Origin of the sequence: Caballeronia sp. EK (genome assembly GCF_014384845.1) — a bacterium.
Taxonomy (GTDB): Bacteria; Pseudomonadota; Gammaproteobacteria; order Burkholderiales; family Burkholderiaceae; genus Caballeronia; species Caballeronia jiangsuensis.
In genome coordinates, this window is the sequence record NZ_JACSUE010000002.1 from 444,103 (window position 1) to 463,935 (window position 19,833).

The following is a 19,833-nucleotide window of genomic DNA, read 5'->3' on the forward strand; positions in this document are numbered from 1 at the left end:
TCCTCGATTGTCGAAGCGCGAAAAAGAGCGGATATTTCGCTTCGTTCCAGACAAGCAAACCAGAACGAAGGATCAAGACGATGAAGTTTCGTGCGCTGAGTCTTTTGGCGACAGCCATTTTTTCTTTCGGCGCGATGTCCGGCGCCGCGTTCGCAGCCGATAGCGATACCGCGAAGATCAGGCACACGGTCGATGAAACGATCAGGCCGCTGATGGCGCTCAATGGCATCGCGGGCATGGCGGTGGGCGTCGTCGTGGACGGCAGGCCGTACGTGTTCGATTACGGCGTGGCGTCGAAGGCGACGAAGCAGCCCGTCACGCGCGATACGCTCTTCGAACTCGGCTCGGTCAGCAAGACGTTCACCGCGACGCTCGCGTCCTACGCGCAGATCGAAGGCGACCTTTCGCTGAACGATCCGGTGAGCAAACATCTGCCGTCGCTCGATGGCACGGCGTTCGGCAAGGTGACGCTGTTGAATCTCGGCACGCATACGCCGGGCGGTCTGCCGCTGCAAGTGCCCGACGAGATTCACGACAATGCGCAATTGATGCAGTACTTCAGGACGTGGCGTCCGGCTCAGCCGCCCGGCACGATCCGCACGTATGCGAATCCGGGCATCGGCACGCTCGGGCTCATCACGGCGAAGAGCATGAACGCGGACTTCGACACGCTGATGCAAACGCGCCTCTTTCCCGCGCTCGGGCTTACGCACAGTTATATCGACGTGCCCGCTTCGAAGCAGCGCGATTATGCGCAAGGCTATGCGAAGGACGACGCGCCGATCCGCATGAAAGGCGGCGTGCTGTCTTCCGAGGCCTACGGCGTGAGATCGACGGCCGCGGACATGACGCGCTTCCTGCAGATCAACATGAACATGGTCCACATCGATCCGGCGTACCAGCGCGCCGTCGATGCGACGCACACGGGCTATTTCCAGGCCGGTCCGATGACGCAGGATCTCATCTGGGAGCAGTATCCGTATCCGGTCGCATTGCAGTCTCTGCTCGACGGAAACGCAGCGGCGATGATCATGAACGCGACGCCCGTCACCCGCATCGATCCGGCGCACGCCCCGCGCGATGACGTTTGGATCAACAAGACAGGCTCGACCAACGGCTTCGGCACCTACATCGCGTTCGTGCCGAAAGAGCGCGTGGGCATCGTGATGCTGGCGAACCGCAACATCCCGAACGAAGAGCGCGTGAAGGCCGCGTACGCGATCATCACGTCGCTCGTCAATGGCCGATAGCCGATAGGCCATGCGCTGATTCGTCCATGCAGTAAAACGTGCGGCGTGTCTCCGGCGATCAGGCAATGTGCGACCGCACATCGAAATAGCCCGCAACACATGCATCCGGCTTTTTCTTCGCGCCGTATGTAGCTTTGGACGCCGCACCCTCATGCCTTCGAACAGGTCTTTCGATTCGGCCTCCGCTTGCATATCGCCAGCGTGAGCGCATCGTCGGACGGCATCTTTGGCCTTTCGCCCGCGCCTTATTCGATTCATCCGAAAGTTATGGGAGAAAGGTCATGCCGAATGCGAAGCTTCTTATCGACACACTGGATCGCCGCGTCGAGCGGCGCGAGCATCGCCGTCAATTTTTCAGGAACGCGGGAGGGCTGGGGTTGGGACTGGTCGGCGGCACGTTGATCAGCGCATGCGGCGGCGGCTCGGGCAATAACGCGAACGCGAGTCCTGCCGCGCCCACCGACGCCGAGATCCTCAACTTCGCGCTCAATCTCGAATACCTGGAATCGCAGTTCTATTCGTTCGCGACGACGGGAGCGGGCTTGCCCGCAAGCATGACGGCCGGCGTCGGGACCGCGGGAACGGTCATCGGCGGACAGCAAGTGCCGTTTCAGGACCCGGTCGTGAAAGCCTATGCGAACGAGATCGCGAAGGACGAGCTCGAACACGTGACGTTCCTGCGTACTGCTCTCGGCGGCTCGGCGGTCGCGCAGCCTGCGATCGATGTCGGCGGGACCGATCCGAACGGCGCGTTCTCGATGGCCGCGCGCGCGGCGGGTCTGGTCGGCGCGGGCGTCGCGTTCAATCCTTATCAGAACGACAACAACTTTCTGCTCGGCGCGTTCATCTTCGAGGATGTCGGCGTGACCGCGTACAAAGGCGCTGCGCCGCTCATCAGCAACAAGACCTATCTCGAGGCGGCCGCCGGCATTCTGGCCGCCGAGGCTTATCACGCGGGTCTCGTGCGCACCGTGCTCTATGCAAAAGGTATCGAGATGGCCGGCCTCGTCGCGGGCGCCAATGCGATATCGAAAGCGCGCGGCAGTCTCGATCATGTCGGCACCGACGATCAGGGCATCACCGGCGCGACGCCGGGCACGTCCAATATCGTGCCGCTCGACGGCAACGGCCTCGCGTTCAGCCGCAACTATGCCAACGTGCTCAATATCGTGTATCTGACGAGCACGTCGGCGACCAAGGGCGGCTTCTTCCCGAATGGCGTCAACGGCACGTTGCAGATGAGCGCGTAGCGCGAAGGAGCGGGGCGTGTCCCCGCCGATGCATCGTGATTCGCAACGGCCCATGACATACTTCGCCATTGGCCTTTGCATGTCACGCGAATGCGGATCGATCCCTACAGTCTCGAACTCTTCATCTCGGTCGTCGAGGAAGGATCGATCGCGCGCGCGGCGAGCCGCAGTCACATCGCACCGTCGGCATTGAGCAGGCGCATCGCGGATCTCGAAGCGGCCATCGGCGTCGCGCTCCTGATCCGCTCGCCCGCGGGCGTGCAACTGACCGAGGCGGGGCAGCATGCCTATGCGAGCGCGCGTTCCATTCACGGCCAGCTCGAAGGCATGGCGCGCGAAGTGCGCTCGATGAGCGGCCAGATCGCGGGCGTCGTGCGCCTGCACGCGAATGCATCGGCGATCGTGGGTTTTTTGCCCGAGCGGCTGACGCTGTTCAAGACGCGCTATCCGCTCGTCGAGATCGCGCTGACGGAACAGATCAGCGACGAAGTGATTCGCGCGTGTCTCGACGATCGCGCGGACGTCGGCATATCGGCGAGCACGAAGACGCATGCGGGACTCGACACGTGGCACTTCGCCGACGATCCGCTGATGGTCGTCCTGCCGCCCGCTCACGAACTCGCGCAAGCGCAGCGCCTGAGCTTCGCCGAAGTGGCGCGCTTTCCGCTCGTCGCGTTGCAGGCGGGCGGATCGCTCGATCAGACATTGAAGGAACACGCCGATGCCGCGCGCGTGCCGCTCAACGTGACCGTCACCGTTAACAGCTTCGACGCGCAATGCCGCATGGTCGAGGCGGGTCTCGGTATCGGCATCGTGCCGACGAGCGCGGCTTCCGCCTTCGCGGGTTCGCGCAACTTCGTGCGTGTGCCGCTCGCCGAAAGCTGGGGAAGCGGCCGCTGCCTGCATGTGCATGCGCCGCGCAAATCCACACGCCTGAAGGCCGTGCAGGCGCTCATCGATACGCTCGTCGAGTTCGAGGGTTAACACGGACATCGCATCTCGCGATGCCCCCTGTGCCGAACCAACACTTCGCAAACGCGCATGAGTGCGTCTAGATTGGCATCGGAGGAGAATGCGATGGCCAATCTGGATGTAAGCGGGCGAATGCTGTTTCTTTGCGCGGACCCGGCGAAGATCGACCGGCAAATCGCGGGCGAAGATCTGACGCCCGATGAAGCAGGCGCGCTGCGCGACGACGTTTCCACCGACGAGATCACGCCGATCAGCGTGCTCACGCGTTTCGACGAGCGTCTCGGCCAGTGTCCTTACGTCGGTTTTCATGCGGGCGGACGCAATCCTGTCGGCATCGATGGCGTGCGCGCAGGCGGCTTTCAGGTGACCGTGGCGGGCACGCGCTACGGCAAGGGTTCATCGCGCGAACATAGCCCGCTCGCGGAATATCACGCAGGCATTCGGCTCGTGATCGCGCGCAGCTTCGAGCGGATTTATCGGCAGAACGCGGACAATCTCGGGCTTTTCACATCGACGGATTTCGGTTTGATCGAGCGCATCCGGCGCGGCGAGGCGATCGATATCGATGAACTCGTCGCCAATCGCGATCCGCTGGCGGCGGCGATCCTGAAGAGCGGCGGGTTGCTGCGCTATGGAAAGCTGCACATGCAGCGGGTTAGCGTCGGCGAACTATCGAACCATGACACGCCGCGCACGCTCGTCGAAAAGATTCTCGCGCGCCATGCCTTGACGACCGATGTGACGAGCGCGTCGCTGGAACCGGGCAACGGCATTTTCGTGCGCGCCGACTGGCGTTTCATCCACGAGTACTACACCGGCATGGCCGCGCACATGCTCCACGCGACCTTCGGGCGTCCGCTCGCGCTGCACGACTCGCGAAGCATGCTCGCGTTCGAGGATCATCTATCGTATTCGCATCGCAGCGAGCTGCATGTGCGTAACGGCCTGCTGCCGAACGTGCGCGAGCTGTCCGACGCGCATCGCGCTTTCGCGCACGACTACGATGTGCGCAATCACGGCTATCTGAACGAAGCGAACAGCGCTATCGACGAAGGCTCGGAAGGCATCTCGCACGCGATGATGGCCGAGCGTTACGCGTTGCCGGGACAGGTCGTCGTCGGAACGGATTCGCATACGCCGCATAGCGGCGCGCTGGGCTGCGTCGCGTTCGGCGTCGGCACGACGGACATGGCGAACGCGTTCGTCACCGGCGCGGTCCGCATGACCGTGCCGCAATCCTTGCGTATCGATCTGCATGGTCCGATTCCCCCGGGCGTGACGGCAAAGGACATCGTGCTTCATCTGCTCGCGGACGCACGCATTCGCGCGGGCGCGGGCGTCGGCAAGGTGTTCGAATTCGCTGGCACGGCCATCGCGAGCCTGTCCACCGACGAGCGCACGACGCTCACCAACATGACCGCCGAACTCGGCGGCTTCACCGGCATCGTCGCCCCCGACGACGAAACCGTACGCTTCCTGAAGGAACGTCGTGGCATCGACTTCACGATCGAACCGTGGATGAAGAGCGATGAAGGCGCGCGCTACGTCGATGTCATCGCGATCGATTGCGCGCGTCTCTCGCCGATGCTCGCCGCGCCGGGCGATCCGGGCAATGGCATCGCGCTTGCCGCGCTCGATGAACGGCCATGCGTCGATATCGCTTACGGCGGTTCATGCACGGCGGGCAAGCGCGAGGACTTCGATCACTATCACGACGTGCTCTCGTGGGCGGCAAAGCGCGGCCTGCGCGTGCCCGATAAGGTGAAGCTCTATTTGCAGTTCGGCACGCAGGACGTGCGAGACTATTGCGTCGCGCAAGGCTATGTCGATGCGTTCGAACGCGTCGGCGCGATTCTGCTTCAGCCGTCGTGCGGTGCGTGCGCGAACTGCGGGCCGGGTTCATCGACACAGGCGGAGCAAGTCACCATCAGCGCGATCAATCGAAATTTTCCGGGCCGGTCCGGTCCGGGTAAGGTGTGGCTCGCGAGCCCGCCGACGGTCGCGGCGAGCGCGTTGCTCGGCCGCATCGCATCGTTCGCGGAGTTGCAGCAGCGCTTCACGAAGTAGGCACGATCGAGCCGCCATCGATGCGGCATCAAAATACATACAGGAGACGACAATGGCCATCATGCAGGGCACCTCGGGCCTGCCCGACGCCGCGGGCCACGCGCTATCGAATGCGCCCGCCATCGCGGATACGGCGGGCATCTCGGCGCGCCTCGACCGGCTTCCCGCGACGCGCGCGATATGGAAGCTCATCTTCCTCCTGAGCCTCGGCTTCTTCTTCGAGCTCTACGATCTGCTCTTCACGGGCTATATCGCGCCGGGTCTCGTGAAGAGCGGCATCCTGACCGCGACGACCGCGGGCCTGTTCGGCACGACGGGCGTCGCGAGCTTCATCGCGGCGCTGTTCTGCGGGCTTTTCATCGGCACGATCGCTTGCGGCTTTCTCGCGGACCGTTATGGACGTCGCGCGATCTTCACGTATTCGCTGCTCTGGTATGTTGCCGCGAATACCGTGATGGCGTTTCAGGACACGGCGCTCTGGCTCAACTTCTGGCGCTTCGTGTCGGGACTGGGCATCGGCGTGGAGCTGGTGACCATCGGGACATACCTGTCGGAGCTTTCGCCGAAGCATTTGCGCGGCAGGGCGTTCGCGGTGTGTCAGGCCGTCGGCTTTTCAGCGGTGCCGGTCGTCGCGTTTCTTTCGTATCTGCTCGTGCCGCGCGCGCCGTTCGGCTTCGACGGCTGGCGCTGGGTCGCGCTGGTCGGCGGCGTGAGCGCGCTCTTCGTGTGGTATTTCCGGCGCAATCTGCCGGAAAGCCCGCGCTGGCTTGCGAGCAAGGGACGTTTCGACGAAGCCGATGAAGTCCTGCGCCGCCTCGAAGACAAGGTCTCGCTTCAGTACGGCAAGCCATTGCCCGAACCGGGCCCGTCCGACCCGATCGCGAAGAAGGCCGGCTTCGCGGACATGTGGAATCCGCCCTACCGCAAGCGCACGCTGATGCTGATCGTGTTTCATATCTTCCAGACGGTCGGCTTCTACGGCTTCGCGAACTGGGTGCCGACCTTGCTCGTCAAGCAGGGCGTGACGGTCACATCGAGCCTGCTCTATACCACCGTGATCGGACTCGCCGCACCCATCGGGCCATTGCTCGGTTACTGGATCGCCGATCGTTTCGAGCGCAAGCATGTGATCGTGTTCATGGCGGGCGTGAACATCGTCGCGGGGCTTCTGTTCAGTCAGGCGTCGGCGGCCGTGATGATCGTCACGCTCGGCGTCTTGCTCACGCTCGCGGGCAACATCATCTCCTTCACCTATCACACGTATCAGCAGGAGCTTTATCCGACGGCGATCCGTGCCCGTGCGGTCGGCTTCGTGTATTCGTGGAGCAGGCTGTCCGCGGTGTTCAGTTCGTTCGTGATCGCGTTCGTGCTCAAAGAGGCGGGCGTGACCGGCGTGTTCGGCTTCATCGCGGGCGCAATGCTGCTCGTGATGCTGTCCATCGGATTGATGGGACCGCGCACGCTCGGACGATCGCTCGAAAGCATCTCTCACTGAGCGCATCGCGATTGCATCAAGCGCCGCACGCGTGAATCAGGAACTGCTGCACGGCGGTCGAAGGGGCGCTCAAGGTCGCGCCCTTGCGCCAGATCATGCCCGCTTCCATGTGAGGAATGGCGTCGTTCACGGGCCGCGCCTCGATGCGCTTGCCTTCGAGCGACCACGGCCGAAACACCATGTCCGACAGCACGGTGACCCCGAAGCCGTGCGCCACCAGTCCGCGCAGCGCCTCCATCGAACTCGTGCGAAACGCGATGTTCGGTTCGAGGCGCTTCTTGTGCCAGTAGCGCATCGTCGATTGCTCGCCTTCATCGACGGTGATGAGAATATAAGGATGCGCGGCGATATCTTTCAGCGATACCGCCTGCTGCTGCGCGAGCGGATGCGAAGGCGCGACCCATAACTGCCGGCGCGAGCGCATCAGCACCTGAGTGTCGAAGCGATTCGGCCGCTGCAGATTCGATAGCAGCACGACGCCGATATCGACATCGCCGTTCGCCACCGCTTCCTCGATCTGCGGCCGCTCCATGTCGCGCAGATCGAAATCGATGAACGGATACGTCGCACGAAAGCGCGCGAGCAACTCCGGCAAAAAATACCCGAGCACCGTATACGACGCCGCAATGCGCGCGACGCCGCGCATATCGTGCGCGCGAAACGGCGGCATGTGCATCGCGTCGCGGGCGGCTTCGAGCACGCGGCGCGCGTGGTTATGGAAGTCCTGGCCATCGGGCGTCAGCGCCACGCCTTGCGGCATGCGCTCGAACAGCTTCGTGCCGAGCGCGCTTTCCAGCGCCAGCACCGCGTTGGTGATCGCCGATTGCGATACGTGCTCGTTGGCCGCCGCCATCGAGAACTGGCCGGTTTGCGCGGCGGCCACGAAATAGCGCAATTGCCGGAGCGTGAGATCGAAGGCCATCTGATTTTCAGATACCAGAGTTGTTTATTCGTGATTTTACGATGTCGAATCGGCTTTCTATACTCGGCAAAAAACAAAATTCCCTATCCCGGAGACGAGCCCCGATGAATGCACCCGACCGCGCCGCGCTAGAAGCCGCGACCATTTCCCTGGACGACAAATACACGCTGGAGAAAGGCCGCATCTATATCAGCGGCACGCAGGCGCTCGTGCGTCTGCCGATGCTGCAAAAGGCGCGCGATCGCAAAGCCGGGCTGAATACGGCGGGCTTCATTTCGGGCTATCGCGGCTCGCCGCTCGGCGCGCTCGATCAGTCGCTGTGGAAGGCGAAGCAGCATCTGAAGGACAACGATATCGTGTTCCAGCCGGGCGTGAACGAGGATCTCGCCGCCACTTCGATCTGGGGCACGCAGCAGGTCAATCTTTGGCCGGGCGCGACGCGCGATGGCGTGTTCGGCATGTGGTACGGCAAGGGCCCCGGCGTCGACCGCACCGGCGACGTCTTCAAGCACGCGAATTCCGCGGGCTCCGACAAGCACGGCGGCGTGCTCGTGCTCGCGGGCGACGATCACGCGGCGAAGTCTTCGTCGGTTGCGCATCAATCGGATCACGCGTTCATCGCGGCGGGCATTCCGGTGCTGTATCCGTCGAACGTGCAGGAATATCTCGACTACGGCCTGCACGGCTGGGCGATGAGCCGTTATTCGGGTCTGTGGGTCGCGATGAAATGCGTGACCGACGTGGTCGAATCCACCGCATCGATCGATCTCGATCCGGACCGCGTGGAGATCGTCACGCCGGCCGACTACGCGATGCCCGAAGGCGGCCTCAACATCCGCTGGCCGGATTCGCCGCTCGCGCAGGAAGCGCGTCTGCTCGACGAAAAGTGGTACGCGGCGCTGGCCTACGTGCGCGCGAACAAGCTCAATCGCGTCGTGATCGATTCGGACAAGCCGCGCTTCGGCATCATCACCGCGGGCAAGGCGTATCTCGACGTGCGTCAGGCGCTCGTCGATCTCGGTCTCGACGATGAAACCTGCGCGCAGATCGGCCTGCGTGTGCTGAAAGTAGGCTGCGTGTGGCCGCTCGACGCGCAGGACGCACGCGCATTCGCGACCGGTCTCGAAGAGATTCTCGTCGTCGAAGAGAAGCGGCAGATTCTGGAATATGCGCTCAAGGAAGAGCTGTATAACTGGCGCGAGGACGTGCGTCCGCGCATCTACGGCAAGTTCGACGAGCGCGACAACGAAGGCGGCGAATGGTCCGTGCCGCGCGGCGACTGGCTGCTGCCCGCGCATTACGAGCTATCGCCGGCGCTGATCGCGAAGGCTATCGCGCGACGTCTTGCGCGCGCCGATCTTCCCGCCGATGTGCGCGCCCGCATGCTGTCGCGCGTCGAAACGATCGAAGCGAAGGAGCGCGAGGCGATCAAGCCGCGCGTCGATGTCGAGCGCAAGCCGTGGTTCTGCTCGGGCTGTCCGCACAATACGTCGACGCGCGTGCCCGAAGGTTCGCGCGCGCTCGCGGGCATCGGCTGCCACTACATGTCGATGTGGATGGACCGCAAGACCGAGACCTTCAGCCAGATGGGCGGCGAGGGCGTCGCGTGGATCGGCCAGATGCATTTCTCCGGCGATAAACACGTGTTCGTCAATCTCGGCGACGGCACGTATTTCCATTCGGGCCTGCTCGCGGTGCGCGCGGCTATCGCGGCGAACGCGAACATCACGTACAAGATTCTTTATAACGACGCGGTCGCGATGACCGGCGGCCAGCCCGTCGACGGCGTCTTGACGGTGCCGCAGATCGCGCATCAGGTCTTCGCGGAAGGCGCGAAGCGTATCGTCATCGTGACGGACGAGCCGCAGAAATACGATGCGAATGTCGCGTTGCCTCAGGGCGTGAGCGTGCATCATCGCGACGAGCTCGATCGCATTCAGCGCGAGCTGCGCGATACGCAAGGCACGACCATTCTGATCTACGACCAGACCTGCGCGACGGAAAAGCGCCGCCGGCGCAAGCGCGGCACGTATCCCGATCCCGCACGCCGCGCGTTCATCAACGACGCCGTGTGCGAAGGCTGCGGCGATTGCTCGGTGCAATCGAACTGCCTGTCCGTCGAGCCGATGGACACGCCGCTCGGCACCAAGCGCAAGATCAATCAATCGTCGTGCAACAAGGACTTTTCGTGCGTGAAGGGCTTTTGCCCGAGCTTCGTTACCGCGGAAGGCGCGCAGGTTCGCAAGCCGAAAGCGGCAGGCGGCGCGAAGCCCGATTTCGATAGCTTGCCGTTGCCGGCATTGCCCGCACTGTCGAAGCCTTACGGCATTCTCGTGACGGGTGTCGGCGGAACGGGCGTCGTGACGATCGGCGGATTGATCGGCATGGCGGCGCACATCGAACGAAAGGGCGTCACGGTGCTCGACATGGCCGGTCTCGCACAGAAGGGCGGCGCGGTGCTGAGCCACGTGCAGATCGCGCCGGAGCCGCGGGCGCTGCATGCGACGCGCATCGCGACGGGCGAAGCGCGGCTCGTGATCGGCTGCGATGCGATCGTGTCGGCATCGAACGACGTGCTTTCGCGCACGCGGCATGGCATCACGCAGGCCGCCATCAACAGCGGCGCGACGCCGACCGCGGCCTTCGTCACCGATGCGCAATGGACCTTTCCCGCAGCGCAGACGGAGCAGGCGCTATCGGACAGCATCGGCGCGGGCTGCGCATTCATCGATGCCAACGCGCTCGCGCTGAAACTGCTCGGCGACACGATCTATTCGAATCCGCTGTTGCTCGGCTTCGCATGGCAGAAGGGCTGGTTGCCGCTCGAACTGGCGAGCCTCAAACGCGCGATCGAACTGAACGGCGTCGCGGTCGAGAAGAACTGGCTCGCGTTCGACTGGGGCCGCTACGTTGCGCAACACGGCGCGGGCGATCTGCTCAAGTCCACGCAACACGCGATCGTCGTGAAGATGCCCGAGTCGCTCGAAAACGTGATCGCAACGCGCGAAGCCTTGCTGACCGCGTATCAAGGCGAAGCGTATGCGCGCTCGTATCGCAGTGTCGTCGAGCGCATGCGTGAGAAGGAAAAGGCCTTGAACGCTAAGCTGCCGCTCACGCGCGCGGTCGCCGTGAATCTCGCGAAACTCATGGCTTACAAGGACGAATACGAAGTCGCGCGTCTCTACGCCGATCCCGCGTATCTCGACAAGCTGCGCGCGCAGTTCGAAGGCGAACCGGGCCGCGATTACAAGCTGATGTTCCATCTCGCGCCGCCGCTCTTCGCGAAGCGCGACGAGCACGGTCATCTCGTGAAGAAGACGTTCGGCGCGTGGATGCTGCCCGCGTTCCGCGTGCTGGCGAAGATGAAAGGCTTGCGCGGCACATCGCTCGATGTATTCGGCAAGACGGCCGAGCGCCGCACGGAGCGCAAGATGATCGCGGACTACCTCGCGCTCGTCGATGAATTCTGCGCGACGCTCGATGAAGACCGCCTCGACGCCGCGCTGCAACTCGCGAAGCTGCCCGATGAAATCCGTGGCTTCGGCCATGTGAAGGAGCGCAACATGGCGGCCGTTGCGACGAAGCGCGAGCGTTTGATCGAGCGTTATCGGGCGACGATGAAGATGGCCGCGACGGCCTGATCGGGAGCGATAGGGTATCTTTACGCTCGGGGACACACTCGAAGCGTAAGGAGACATCGCATGAATGGAGTATGCAAGCTCGCTGTCGTCGGCATCGGCAAGATCGCGCGGGATCAGCACCTGCCCGCGATCGCCGCGCAGCCAGGATTCGAACTCGTCGCGTGCGCGAGCCGCAATGCGAGCGTCGATGGGGTGCGCAACTATCGGGATATCGGCGAGCTGCTCGCCGCCGAGCCCTCGATCGATGCCGTGTCGCTCTGCGCGCCGCCGCAGGTCCGTTACGAGCAGGCGCTGGCCGCGCTCGAAGCGGGCAAGCACGTCATGCTGGAAAAGCCGCCCGGCGCCAGCGTGAGCGAAGTCGCCGCCCTGGATGAGATCGCGCGGGCGCGCGGCTGCACGCTGTTCGCGTCGTGGCATTCGCGTGCGGCGAGCGCAGTCGAACCGGCGCGCGAATGGCTCGCGAAGAATGCTGACGCGATTCGGTCCGTCGAAGTGCGCTGGAAGGAAGACGTGCGCCGCTGGCATCCGGGACAGCAATGGATCTGGGAACCTGGCGGCCTCGGCGTGTTCGATCCGGGCATCAACGCGCTGTCGATCGTCACGCGCATCCTGCCGCATGAGGTCGCGTTGCGCGGGGCCACTCTCACCGTGCCGAGCGATACGTCCACACCGATCGCGGCGGAACTCGATTGCATCGCGACGAACGGCGCGCCGGTGCGCGCAGTGTTCGACTGGCGTCACGGTCCCGTCGAGGAATGGGATATCGACATCGACACGGACGCGGGCCGCCTGTCGATGCGCGAAGGCGGCAAGCGCCTCTCCATCGCGGGCAAGGAGATCGATCTCGGACGCGAGCGCGAATATCCCGCGCTATACGAGCACTTTCACGCGCTCATCGAAACGAAGACGAGCGATGTCGATGTGCGTCCGCTGCGTCTCGTCGCCGATGCGTTTCTCAACGGCAGGCGTGTCGAAACCGAAGCATTCGGGCGCTAGGCGGCGCGATATGCCGCGCTTCTTATCGCATTGATCGCGGACACATCGCCCTCGGGCGCGGCGCTCACGTTCGCGTGCCGCGCAACGAGCGAAATGCGCCGCGTGCTGCCCGGCGCGAGATGGAACCAGTCGGTGCGCGCGAAGTAGTTGGGATCGACCACATGCACCCAGCGCGCAAGCTGCGCCGTTTCGACGACGAGACTCCAGCCTTCACCGTCTTTCTCGACGGTCGCATTCAGGCCGATATCGCGACGCTCGCCGATCGACGGATCGGGAAAGTGGAACGCTTCCGACAGCACGTCGCCCGTGTCGATATCGCGCAGGACGACATGCGTTGCGTCATGCGCTCGCGGACCGAAGCGGTATGCATACGCGATATCGAAGAACGCGCCGATCAGCGCATTCGACGACACGCGCTGCACGCTGCGCGCCTGCAATACGACATCGCATGAACCGCCCACGACCTTGACCGCGCCTTCACGCAGGCAGGTCAGTTCGACGCGCGCCCGAATCTCGCGCGCGGTCTCGTTGACGAGATGCACGTCGAGGCCGTCGAGTCCTTCGTCGAGGATCAGCGCCTGCACCGGTTGCAGCACGCGCGCGAGTCCATGCAGCGCGCTCTTCGGCGCACCGAGCACGTCGATGACGCCCCAGCCCGCACCCGGGCGCACATCGAGCAGATTCCATACGATGCCGCCCGCACACGTCGATCCTTCGCGACGCCACTCCGAGAAAACCGCACCGATCACATCGGCGACGACGGCGCGCGATAGCTCCAGATAACGCTCGGGGTTTTCATAGCGCAAGCGCGGCACGTCCATGCGATAAAGCGATTGCATGTAGTGCTCGCGCACGTCGTCGAAGTCCCACGCCGAGCCGGGATCGCGCGGCACGCCCGTTTTCCAGCGCGGTTCATGCGCGCGCGGGTTCGGCATGGCGTGTAGCGCGACATCGTCGGGGACGTTGGCGAATGCGAGACATTCCGATGCGAAGCGCACTTGCGCGCGGCGCACGTCATCGAAGGAACGCTGATACGCGGGCACGCCGTAGTAATGCGTGATGCCGCCGCGCGTGCCGAACGGCATCGATACCGTATCGCCGGGCGCCGCGCTCGGCGAGTTCACGACGTAGGCGACATCGGGCCGTTGCATTGCAACTGCGTTCGGCAAGAGTTCGTTGAAAAGGCGCTGCTGATACGCGCCGAAGGGAAGGCCGAGCATGGCCGCCTGCTGATGCACTTCGCTTCCCCCGCACAGCACCGCGAGCGACGCGAAGCGCCGCGTGCGCGCGAGGAACTGTTCGGCTTCGCGTTGCACGCTGGCGCGAAACGCTTCGTCGTCGGGATAGTCGAAGTTCGCGAACGCGAAGTCCTGCCACACGAGGACGCCGTGTTTGTCGGCGAGTTCGTAGAAGGTGTCGGATTCGTAAAGCGTGATGCCGCTCACGCGAACGATGTTGAGTCCCGCATCGCGAACTAGCCCGAAAATCTTGTCGAGTTTCTCGCGCGGCGCATCGAGCGCAACGATATCCGCCGACGTCCAGCACGCGCCGCGCGCGAACACGGGCACGCCGTTCACGACGAGCTGAAAGCCCTGCTTGTCCGCGCCGCGATCGACTTCGATCGTGCGAAAGCCGACTTCGCCGAGCGCGATATCACCGAGCTTGACGGCATAACGTGACGGCTCGCCATGTGTATGCGGATACCACAAGCGCACGTCCGGCACGCGCAACCGGCCCGTGAGCGTGTGCGCGTCCTGCCATTGCATCGTGGCTTGCGCTTCGCCGCATCCGAGCCGAACCGGATTTTGCTCCTGCGCATGAAAGTAGCGCACGGTGACATCGAGAACGCCATCGGTGCCATCGACACGCGTGCGCATGTCCACGTTGTCGATGCAGGCGCGCGATTCGCCGATCACTTCGATCGCGCGCCACGGTCCCGCCGGTTGAACCGTCGGGCACCATCCGGACATATGCCCGAGCAGCGTCGTGCGCACGTTGCGCAGCGTGGCGGGTTGCGCGAGCTTCGGACGCCAGCGCGCGCGTCCGCGTTTCGCCGCCAGCGCAGGCGCGATCGAGCGAAAGCACAGATGAAGCGTGTGCTCGCCGTCGAGATCGACATCGAGATCATGCGCGACGAACATCGAATCCGATTCGAGCAGCTTGCGATCGTCGAGCCATATTTCGGCGATGGTCGCGAGCCCGTTGAAGCGCAAACGCCGCCTGCCGTTGCCGCTCAGCTTCACGCGATACCAGTGATCCGAATGCGCGAACGGCTGCGCGAGCGCTTCGTCGCTAACGCCGCTCGCGCGCAAGGCGGACGCGATCGTGCCGGGCACGGGCGCGTCGATCCACTGCGTGAACGTATCGAGCGATGCGGGTGTCGTGCATGCACCCGCGGGCGTGCTCACGCACTGCCAGCCTTCGGAGAGACGCCGCGGCGCGTGCGCGGACAGGACGTGCATGTGCCTACCTCGTCGATGGGATTCGAAAGAGAGCGACGCCAAAGCCGCGCGATTGACCGCGCGGCCTTGGCGTTCAGAGGAAGCGCGCGGCGAGCGGCTCGATGACCTTGTCGTACGAAGCCTGCATCGAATCGAGGCAATCTTCGCACGCGTCGGTGCGCGAGCGCATGCGGGCGCGCGCGAGACGGAACTGCATGACCATCGCTTCGCTCGCGAGTGCCTGCGCGCTCGTCTGGATGTCGCTCGGGACGTCCACGCCGTGACACTTCAGCCAGCCGAGATACTTCGACAGCAGTTCGAAGTTCGAGCCGAGCTGACGCATCACGTTGAACGTGTAGAGGTGATAGTACGCGGGATCACGTTCGAGCAACGCACGCAAATGCTCGGGGAATGCGGCGCGCCATTGCGCGACCGGGTTCGTCGCAGGACGATCCGCGAGCCGCAATGCGAGCAGTTCGACCGAGCGTTGCACCATCGCATCGCCTTCGAGCGGAGCACGCGCGCGCTTCACGAACTCGACGTACGGGAAGAGCGCGTGCACGTCGCTGGCGAGACCCGGCATCAGACGGAACACGCCATCGTAGTCCTCGCCCGATAACGCGAAATAGCCCGCGTTATGGAAGTACGTGATGCGCTTCGCGTCGGTGTCGATGGCATCGATGGCGATGGTCGTCTTCGTATGCGTCTGCCGATACGCGGTCGCGCGCGTATCGGGCAGATAGTACGAATCCATTTCGACCACCACCATCTGACCGCGCCGCGTCTGCTCGCGCACATGCGCTTCCAGCGTGTCGTAGATCGCGAGCTCCTGTGCCTGCAGGCCATAGAGCCGCGATATATCGTCGAGCGAGAACTTCGGGAACGTGAACTGATCGCCCTCGAACGCCTGCGTCACCGTGAAGCCGAGCGCCGCATGCGGATCGCAACCGTAGTGATGCAGCAACTCGATCCACAAGTCGACATAACAGTTGGTCTCCAGCCACACGCGCTCTTCACGATGCAGCAGGTGCTGGCGGTACGCGCCGTCCGCGGACGCGGACGGTGCGGTCACGGCTTCTGCCGGCGAGCGTGCGTTCATGTCTGGCTTCCCAGATTCGCGAGGCCTTCTTCGATGAGCGGCGCCTTGTCGCCCCACAGCAACTGACGCACTTTCTCGGGCCACGCCTTGACATCGAGACCGTGGTGACGGAAGAGCGCGAGCGTCGTGCGTTCCATGCCGAAGCCGACGCATGCGGTATGCGCAACCTGCTCGTCCGCCTGACGAATGTGCCAGAGCTCGCCGAAATGGTCCTGGTGATAGTTGAACGACAGGCACGCGGTCGGACGGTCGGGCGTCGCCACCGGCACGAGCAGTTCGAACTTGAGTTGCTGCGCGCGCTGGCTATCCGCGACGATCATGCCGCCGCGCCCGAAGAACGGATCGTTGGCGAGGTCGATCTCGAAGGGCAGTTCGAGCAGGTTCACGAGCAGCGAGCCGCGCTCGATCCACTTCTGACGGAACGCCATCACCTGCTCGGGGCTGCCGACGCGAATGTACTCGCGCATGCGGAACATCTGCATGCGGCCCGGATCGATGGACGGCTCGTGACGGAAGCAGTACGAGAACGCATCGAAGGTCGCGCCGCCTTCAGCGAGATTGCCGCGCTTCGCGACGAGCGGATAGATCGGATAGCATGCGGCCGGCGTGAGCACGAGGCGCGTGGGCTTTTGCTGATCCATCCATTCATCGGAACGCTCTTCTTCCTCGCCGATATGCACGACCTTGTCGAGCGCTTCGAGCAGGCGATGATGCCCGCGATCGTTGCCCTGAAACGAGTGAATCGTGCCCGCGAGATTCGGGAAGCTCTTCAGATACTCGCTGTCCTCGAAATCGCGGCGGCGCATCGCGGGCGGAAAGCGCAGCACTTCCGCGTGCTGGTCCGCGCCGAGCATCGTGATCGCCTGATTGAGGCGCTCTACGACGTCCTCGAACACTTCGCTGCGGCCGTAAAGACCGTCTTCGCCCGTGTCGAGCAGAATGCCCGCTTCGATCAGGCGATCGCGCAAGGTCAAGTCCGATTTGTCGTAAGGTGCCTGAGTCTCTTGTGCTTGTGCTTGTGCTTCGGCCTGCATCATGGCGGCCTGTTCCGTCGGCATGTTCATATCGTCAAAGGGTCCCCGTTGCGGCGCGCTGCGCAAGCAGCAGATTCGCCGTGTTCAATTCGATGCGATCGTTGCTGATCATGAGCGGCGCCGAGTGCAGATCGCGCAGATGGCGCCCCACGCTGAACGGCGTGTCGTTCTTGTAGCCCGCCATGCCGCAGATCATCAGCGTTTCCTGCACGACGTGCACCGCCGATTGCGAAATCGCCAGCTTGAGCATGTTCAGGTCGGCATTGATGCCGATCGACGCGGTGAGCGGCGCGTCGTCGTCGTTGCTCTGGCTTGCCTTGCGCAGCGCGCGCTCGGCCTGAGCCGCTTCGACATTGGCGAGCGATTCGCGCAGACGCGCCTGCATCATCTTGATGAGCGTGAGCACTTGCGAAAGCCGCGCGGCCGATGGCGGCAATGCGGGCTTGCCGCGCGCCTGATTGCGGAAGAACTGATGCGCGCGATTGGCCGCGTCGCTCGCGATGCCGCACCATACCGACGACCACAAGGTATGCGACACGGGCAGCATGCTTTCGTCGGCGATGCGCGAGAACGGCGCCGGCAGGATCTGCTCGGCGATACCGCTCGCGACGAGACGATGTCCTTCGCTGCACGTGCCGCGCATGCCGAGCGTGTCCCACGTGCCGCGCTGCTCCAGCGTGAACGTATCGCGCGGTGCGACGATCAGCACCTGATCGGAGGGCGGCGCATCCGGATGACGGCGCGCCGTCACGAGAATGCAGTCGGAATACTTGCCGTACGAGATGGTCGGCGCGAGCTTCTCGATGCTGAATGCGTTGTCGACGAGATCGACCGCGCATGCGCTCGTGCGCATGTTGCCGCCGATGTTCTCTTCCGAGGTCGCCGATGCGAGCAGCAACTGCTCGCTGACCATGCGCGCAAGGAAGTCGCGCTGCCAGGGCACATTCGCGCCATGATCGACGATGCACACGACCTGGCTCTGATGCATCGCATAGATCATCGCGGAGGACGCGCAGCCTTGCGCCAGGGCCTCGCACAAACGCGCGACGCTGGTCAGCGTGAGGCCGTCGCCGCCGTACATCTTCGGGATCATCGCGGAGAAGAGGCGCTCTTCCCGCATCGCAGCAACGGCTTCGGCGGGAAAGCGCGCTTCGCGATCGACCGCATCGGCGTGCTTTGCCGCGACGGCCGCCACGCGCTTCGCGGCTTCGATCAACTCGCTTTCGCTGCGCGCGCTCGCGCTTTGCGCGAGCTCGGCGATTTCAAGCTCCTGAGCCGGCGCGTTCATGCGGCCGCCTTCGAACGACGCAGTCCGTCGACGGCCGATGCGAGCGAATCGACGCTCGAGAAGAGCCGGCGCGTGAGCATGTTATCGGGAATCTCGATGCCGAATTCGTCTTCGATCGCGAGCATCACGTGGACCGTGGCGAGCGATGAGAGACCGGCGGCGTAGAGATCGTCGTTGTCGGCAAGCGTGTCGATAGGCACGTCGAGACGAGCGGACTCGGCGAGGATGCGACGCAATTCAGTTTTCATTTTCTGTGTTTTCCCTTGTACCCGGCCATTGGCGCAATAAATCCGGATTGCGACGATGAGTTCTTATCGAATGTCGCTAACTCCGGGGCGAATCGGCAGCGGTGTTGTTATGTCTCGTGAAGACGATTCCACGAGCGCCCTCGCACGCACTGTCTTCTTATGAATTTTGTTTGATCGTATTTAACGAATTTGCGGCCATATGCGTCCGTGCGATGGCGCACGGAGGGCCTCGAAGACAAATCGGCGCTCTGTGCGATAACGAGCATGTCTCTGTCCGGTGCGATGATTCAAACTCGACGCCAGCCGCGCATGTACGGTGAGCAGGTAACTACTGCGCATAGTCGATTGAGAACGCTGCAAAAACTATGCGCGCCCGAAAGCTTTTTGAAAAACAAGGAACGGGGTGAGGTAATTGGTACTGATCTCTTTGCTGGCGATATTCGTTGCGCTTTTCGTCGTCTGGAAAAGACGGCGCAGTGCGATCCTGCTCGTTGCGGTTATCGTGTTCTGGTTGCTCGGCAGTGTGCTTCCCGGGCCGCTCGTGCGGCTCGCGAACGACACGTATGCGTCGATGAAAGACCCGAGCTTCGGCCCACGCATGGCGATCGTCGTGCTCGGCGGTGGGACGTCGTACGATCGCGAGCGGCGTCTGGTGCCCAAGGGCGACGCGACAACGCGCATCGATCTCGCGGCATCGCTCTACAAGCGCTGCGAGGAGATGGAGAAGGCGTGCTTCGTCATCGTGAGCGGGGGCAATCCACAGCATCACGAGCAAAGCGAAGCGGATGTGTATGGCGTTCTGCTGCTAGACGCCGGCGTCGCGCGAAAGGATCTGATCCTCGAAAACCAGAGCCTGGATACCTACGAGAACGCGCGCAATACCGAGAAAATACTACGTGCGCGGCAATACGATACATCGGTGCTGATTACGTCGTCGCTTCATATGCGCCGTGCGATGCTCGCGTTCGATGCGTTCGATCTGCATCCGCAGCCCGCGGTTGCATACATACGTCCGGCATTGACATGGTGGCTGCCGCGCCGCAAAGGATGGTTCGATTCGAACAGCGCATTGCATGAACTGGTCGGCATCGCGCGTTTTTACGTGTGGCGATGGATCGGGCTGTATTGAC

Annotated in this window: 14 protein-coding genes; 8 read left to right on the forward strand and 6 right to left on the reverse strand. The window is 63.4% G+C overall.

Annotation, left to right across the window (positions count from 1 at the left end; genetic code table 11):
• Positions 1-80: 80 nt before the first annotated feature.
• From ampC to IAG25_RS06450, 5 genes are all read left to right on the forward strand, one after another.
• Positions 81-1,250, forward strand: coding sequence for a class C beta-lactamase (gene ampC / locus IAG25_RS06430; protein ID WP_187604105.1), 1,170 nt, complete (start codon positions 81-83; stop codon positions 1,248-1,250).
• A 281-nt stretch (positions 1,251-1,531) separates the two neighbouring features.
• A complete protein-coding gene (locus IAG25_RS06435) occupies positions 1,532-2,500 on the forward strand; it encodes a ferritin-like domain-containing protein (protein WP_187604106.1) in 969 nt (322 codons plus the stop codon).
• Between the two features lie 90 nt (positions 2,501-2,590).
• Positions 2,591-3,484: a LysR family transcriptional regulator gene (locus IAG25_RS06440; RefSeq protein ID WP_035504001.1), complete on the forward strand. Its 894-nt coding sequence runs from the start codon at positions 2,591-2,593 to the stop codon at positions 3,482-3,484.
• 93 nt (positions 3,485-3,577) lie between these two features.
• Positions 3,578-5,539 (forward strand): aconitase family protein, encoded by a 1,962-nt coding sequence (locus tag IAG25_RS06445; RefSeq protein WP_187604107.1) that lies wholly within the window; start codon positions 3,578-3,580, stop codon positions 5,537-5,539.
• Positions 5,540-5,591: 52 nt separating this feature from the next.
• A complete protein-coding gene (locus IAG25_RS06450) occupies positions 5,592-7,034 on the forward strand; it encodes an MFS transporter (protein WP_187604108.1) in 1,443 nt (480 codons plus the stop codon).
• Between the two features lie 16 nt (positions 7,035-7,050).
• Here the strand turns inward: IAG25_RS06450 and IAG25_RS06455 are convergent, their stop codons facing one another.
• On the reverse strand, positions 7,051-7,956 hold the full coding sequence (locus IAG25_RS06455; RefSeq protein WP_187604109.1) for a LysR family transcriptional regulator: 906 nt from the start codon (positions 7,954-7,956) through the stop codon (positions 7,051-7,053).
• 104 nt (positions 7,957-8,060) lie between these two features.
• Here IAG25_RS06455 and IAG25_RS06460 point away from each other — a divergent pair, with 104 nt between their 5' ends.
• Positions 8,061-11,597, forward strand: coding sequence for an indolepyruvate ferredoxin oxidoreductase family protein (locus tag IAG25_RS06460; RefSeq protein ID WP_187604110.1), 3,537 nt, complete (start codon positions 8,061-8,063; stop codon positions 11,595-11,597).
• A gap of 60 nt (positions 11,598-11,657) precedes the next feature.
• On the forward strand, positions 11,658-12,593 hold the full coding sequence (locus IAG25_RS06465) for a Gfo/Idh/MocA family protein (RefSeq protein WP_187604111.1): 936 nt from the start codon (positions 11,658-11,660) through the stop codon (positions 12,591-12,593).
• Here the strand turns inward: IAG25_RS06465 and IAG25_RS06470 are convergent.
• From IAG25_RS06470 to IAG25_RS06490, 5 genes are all read right to left on the reverse strand, one after another.
• Positions 12,590-15,055 (reverse strand): glycosyl hydrolase 2 galactose-binding domain-containing protein, encoded by a 2,466-nt coding sequence (locus IAG25_RS06470; protein WP_187604112.1) that lies wholly within the window; start codon positions 15,053-15,055, stop codon positions 12,590-12,592. The two genes, IAG25_RS06465 and IAG25_RS06470, sit on opposite strands and share 4 nt — an antisense overlap.
• 73 nt (positions 15,056-15,128) lie before the next feature.
• Complete coding sequence (locus IAG25_RS06475; protein WP_187604113.1) at positions 15,129-16,133, reverse strand: DUF1839 family protein; 1,005 nt, start codon at positions 16,131-16,133, stop codon at positions 15,129-15,131.
• On the reverse strand, positions 16,130-17,197 hold the full coding sequence (locus IAG25_RS06480) for an amino acid--[acyl-carrier-protein] ligase (protein ID WP_187604114.1): 1,068 nt from the start codon (positions 17,195-17,197) through the stop codon (positions 16,130-16,132). Before IAG25_RS06480 ends, IAG25_RS06475 begins: the two co-directional genes overlap by 4 nt.
• 4 nt (positions 17,198-17,201) lie before the next feature.
• Positions 17,202-18,455, reverse strand: coding sequence for an acyl-CoA dehydrogenase family protein (locus IAG25_RS06485; RefSeq protein ID WP_035504018.1), 1,254 nt, complete (start codon positions 18,453-18,455; stop codon positions 17,202-17,204).
• Complete coding sequence (locus IAG25_RS06490) at positions 18,452-18,703, reverse strand: acyl carrier protein (RefSeq protein ID WP_187604115.1); 252 nt, start codon at positions 18,701-18,703, stop codon at positions 18,452-18,454. The genes IAG25_RS06485 and IAG25_RS06490 overlap by 4 nt, the downstream gene beginning before the upstream one ends.
• Before the next feature lie 412 nt (positions 18,704-19,115).
• On the opposite strand from IAG25_RS06490, the gene IAG25_RS06495 reads away from it, so the two are divergent.
• On the forward strand, positions 19,116-19,832 hold the full coding sequence (locus IAG25_RS06495; RefSeq protein ID WP_187604116.1) for a YdcF family protein: 717 nt from the start codon (positions 19,116-19,118) through the stop codon (positions 19,830-19,832).
• Position 19,833: the final 1 nt, after the last annotated feature.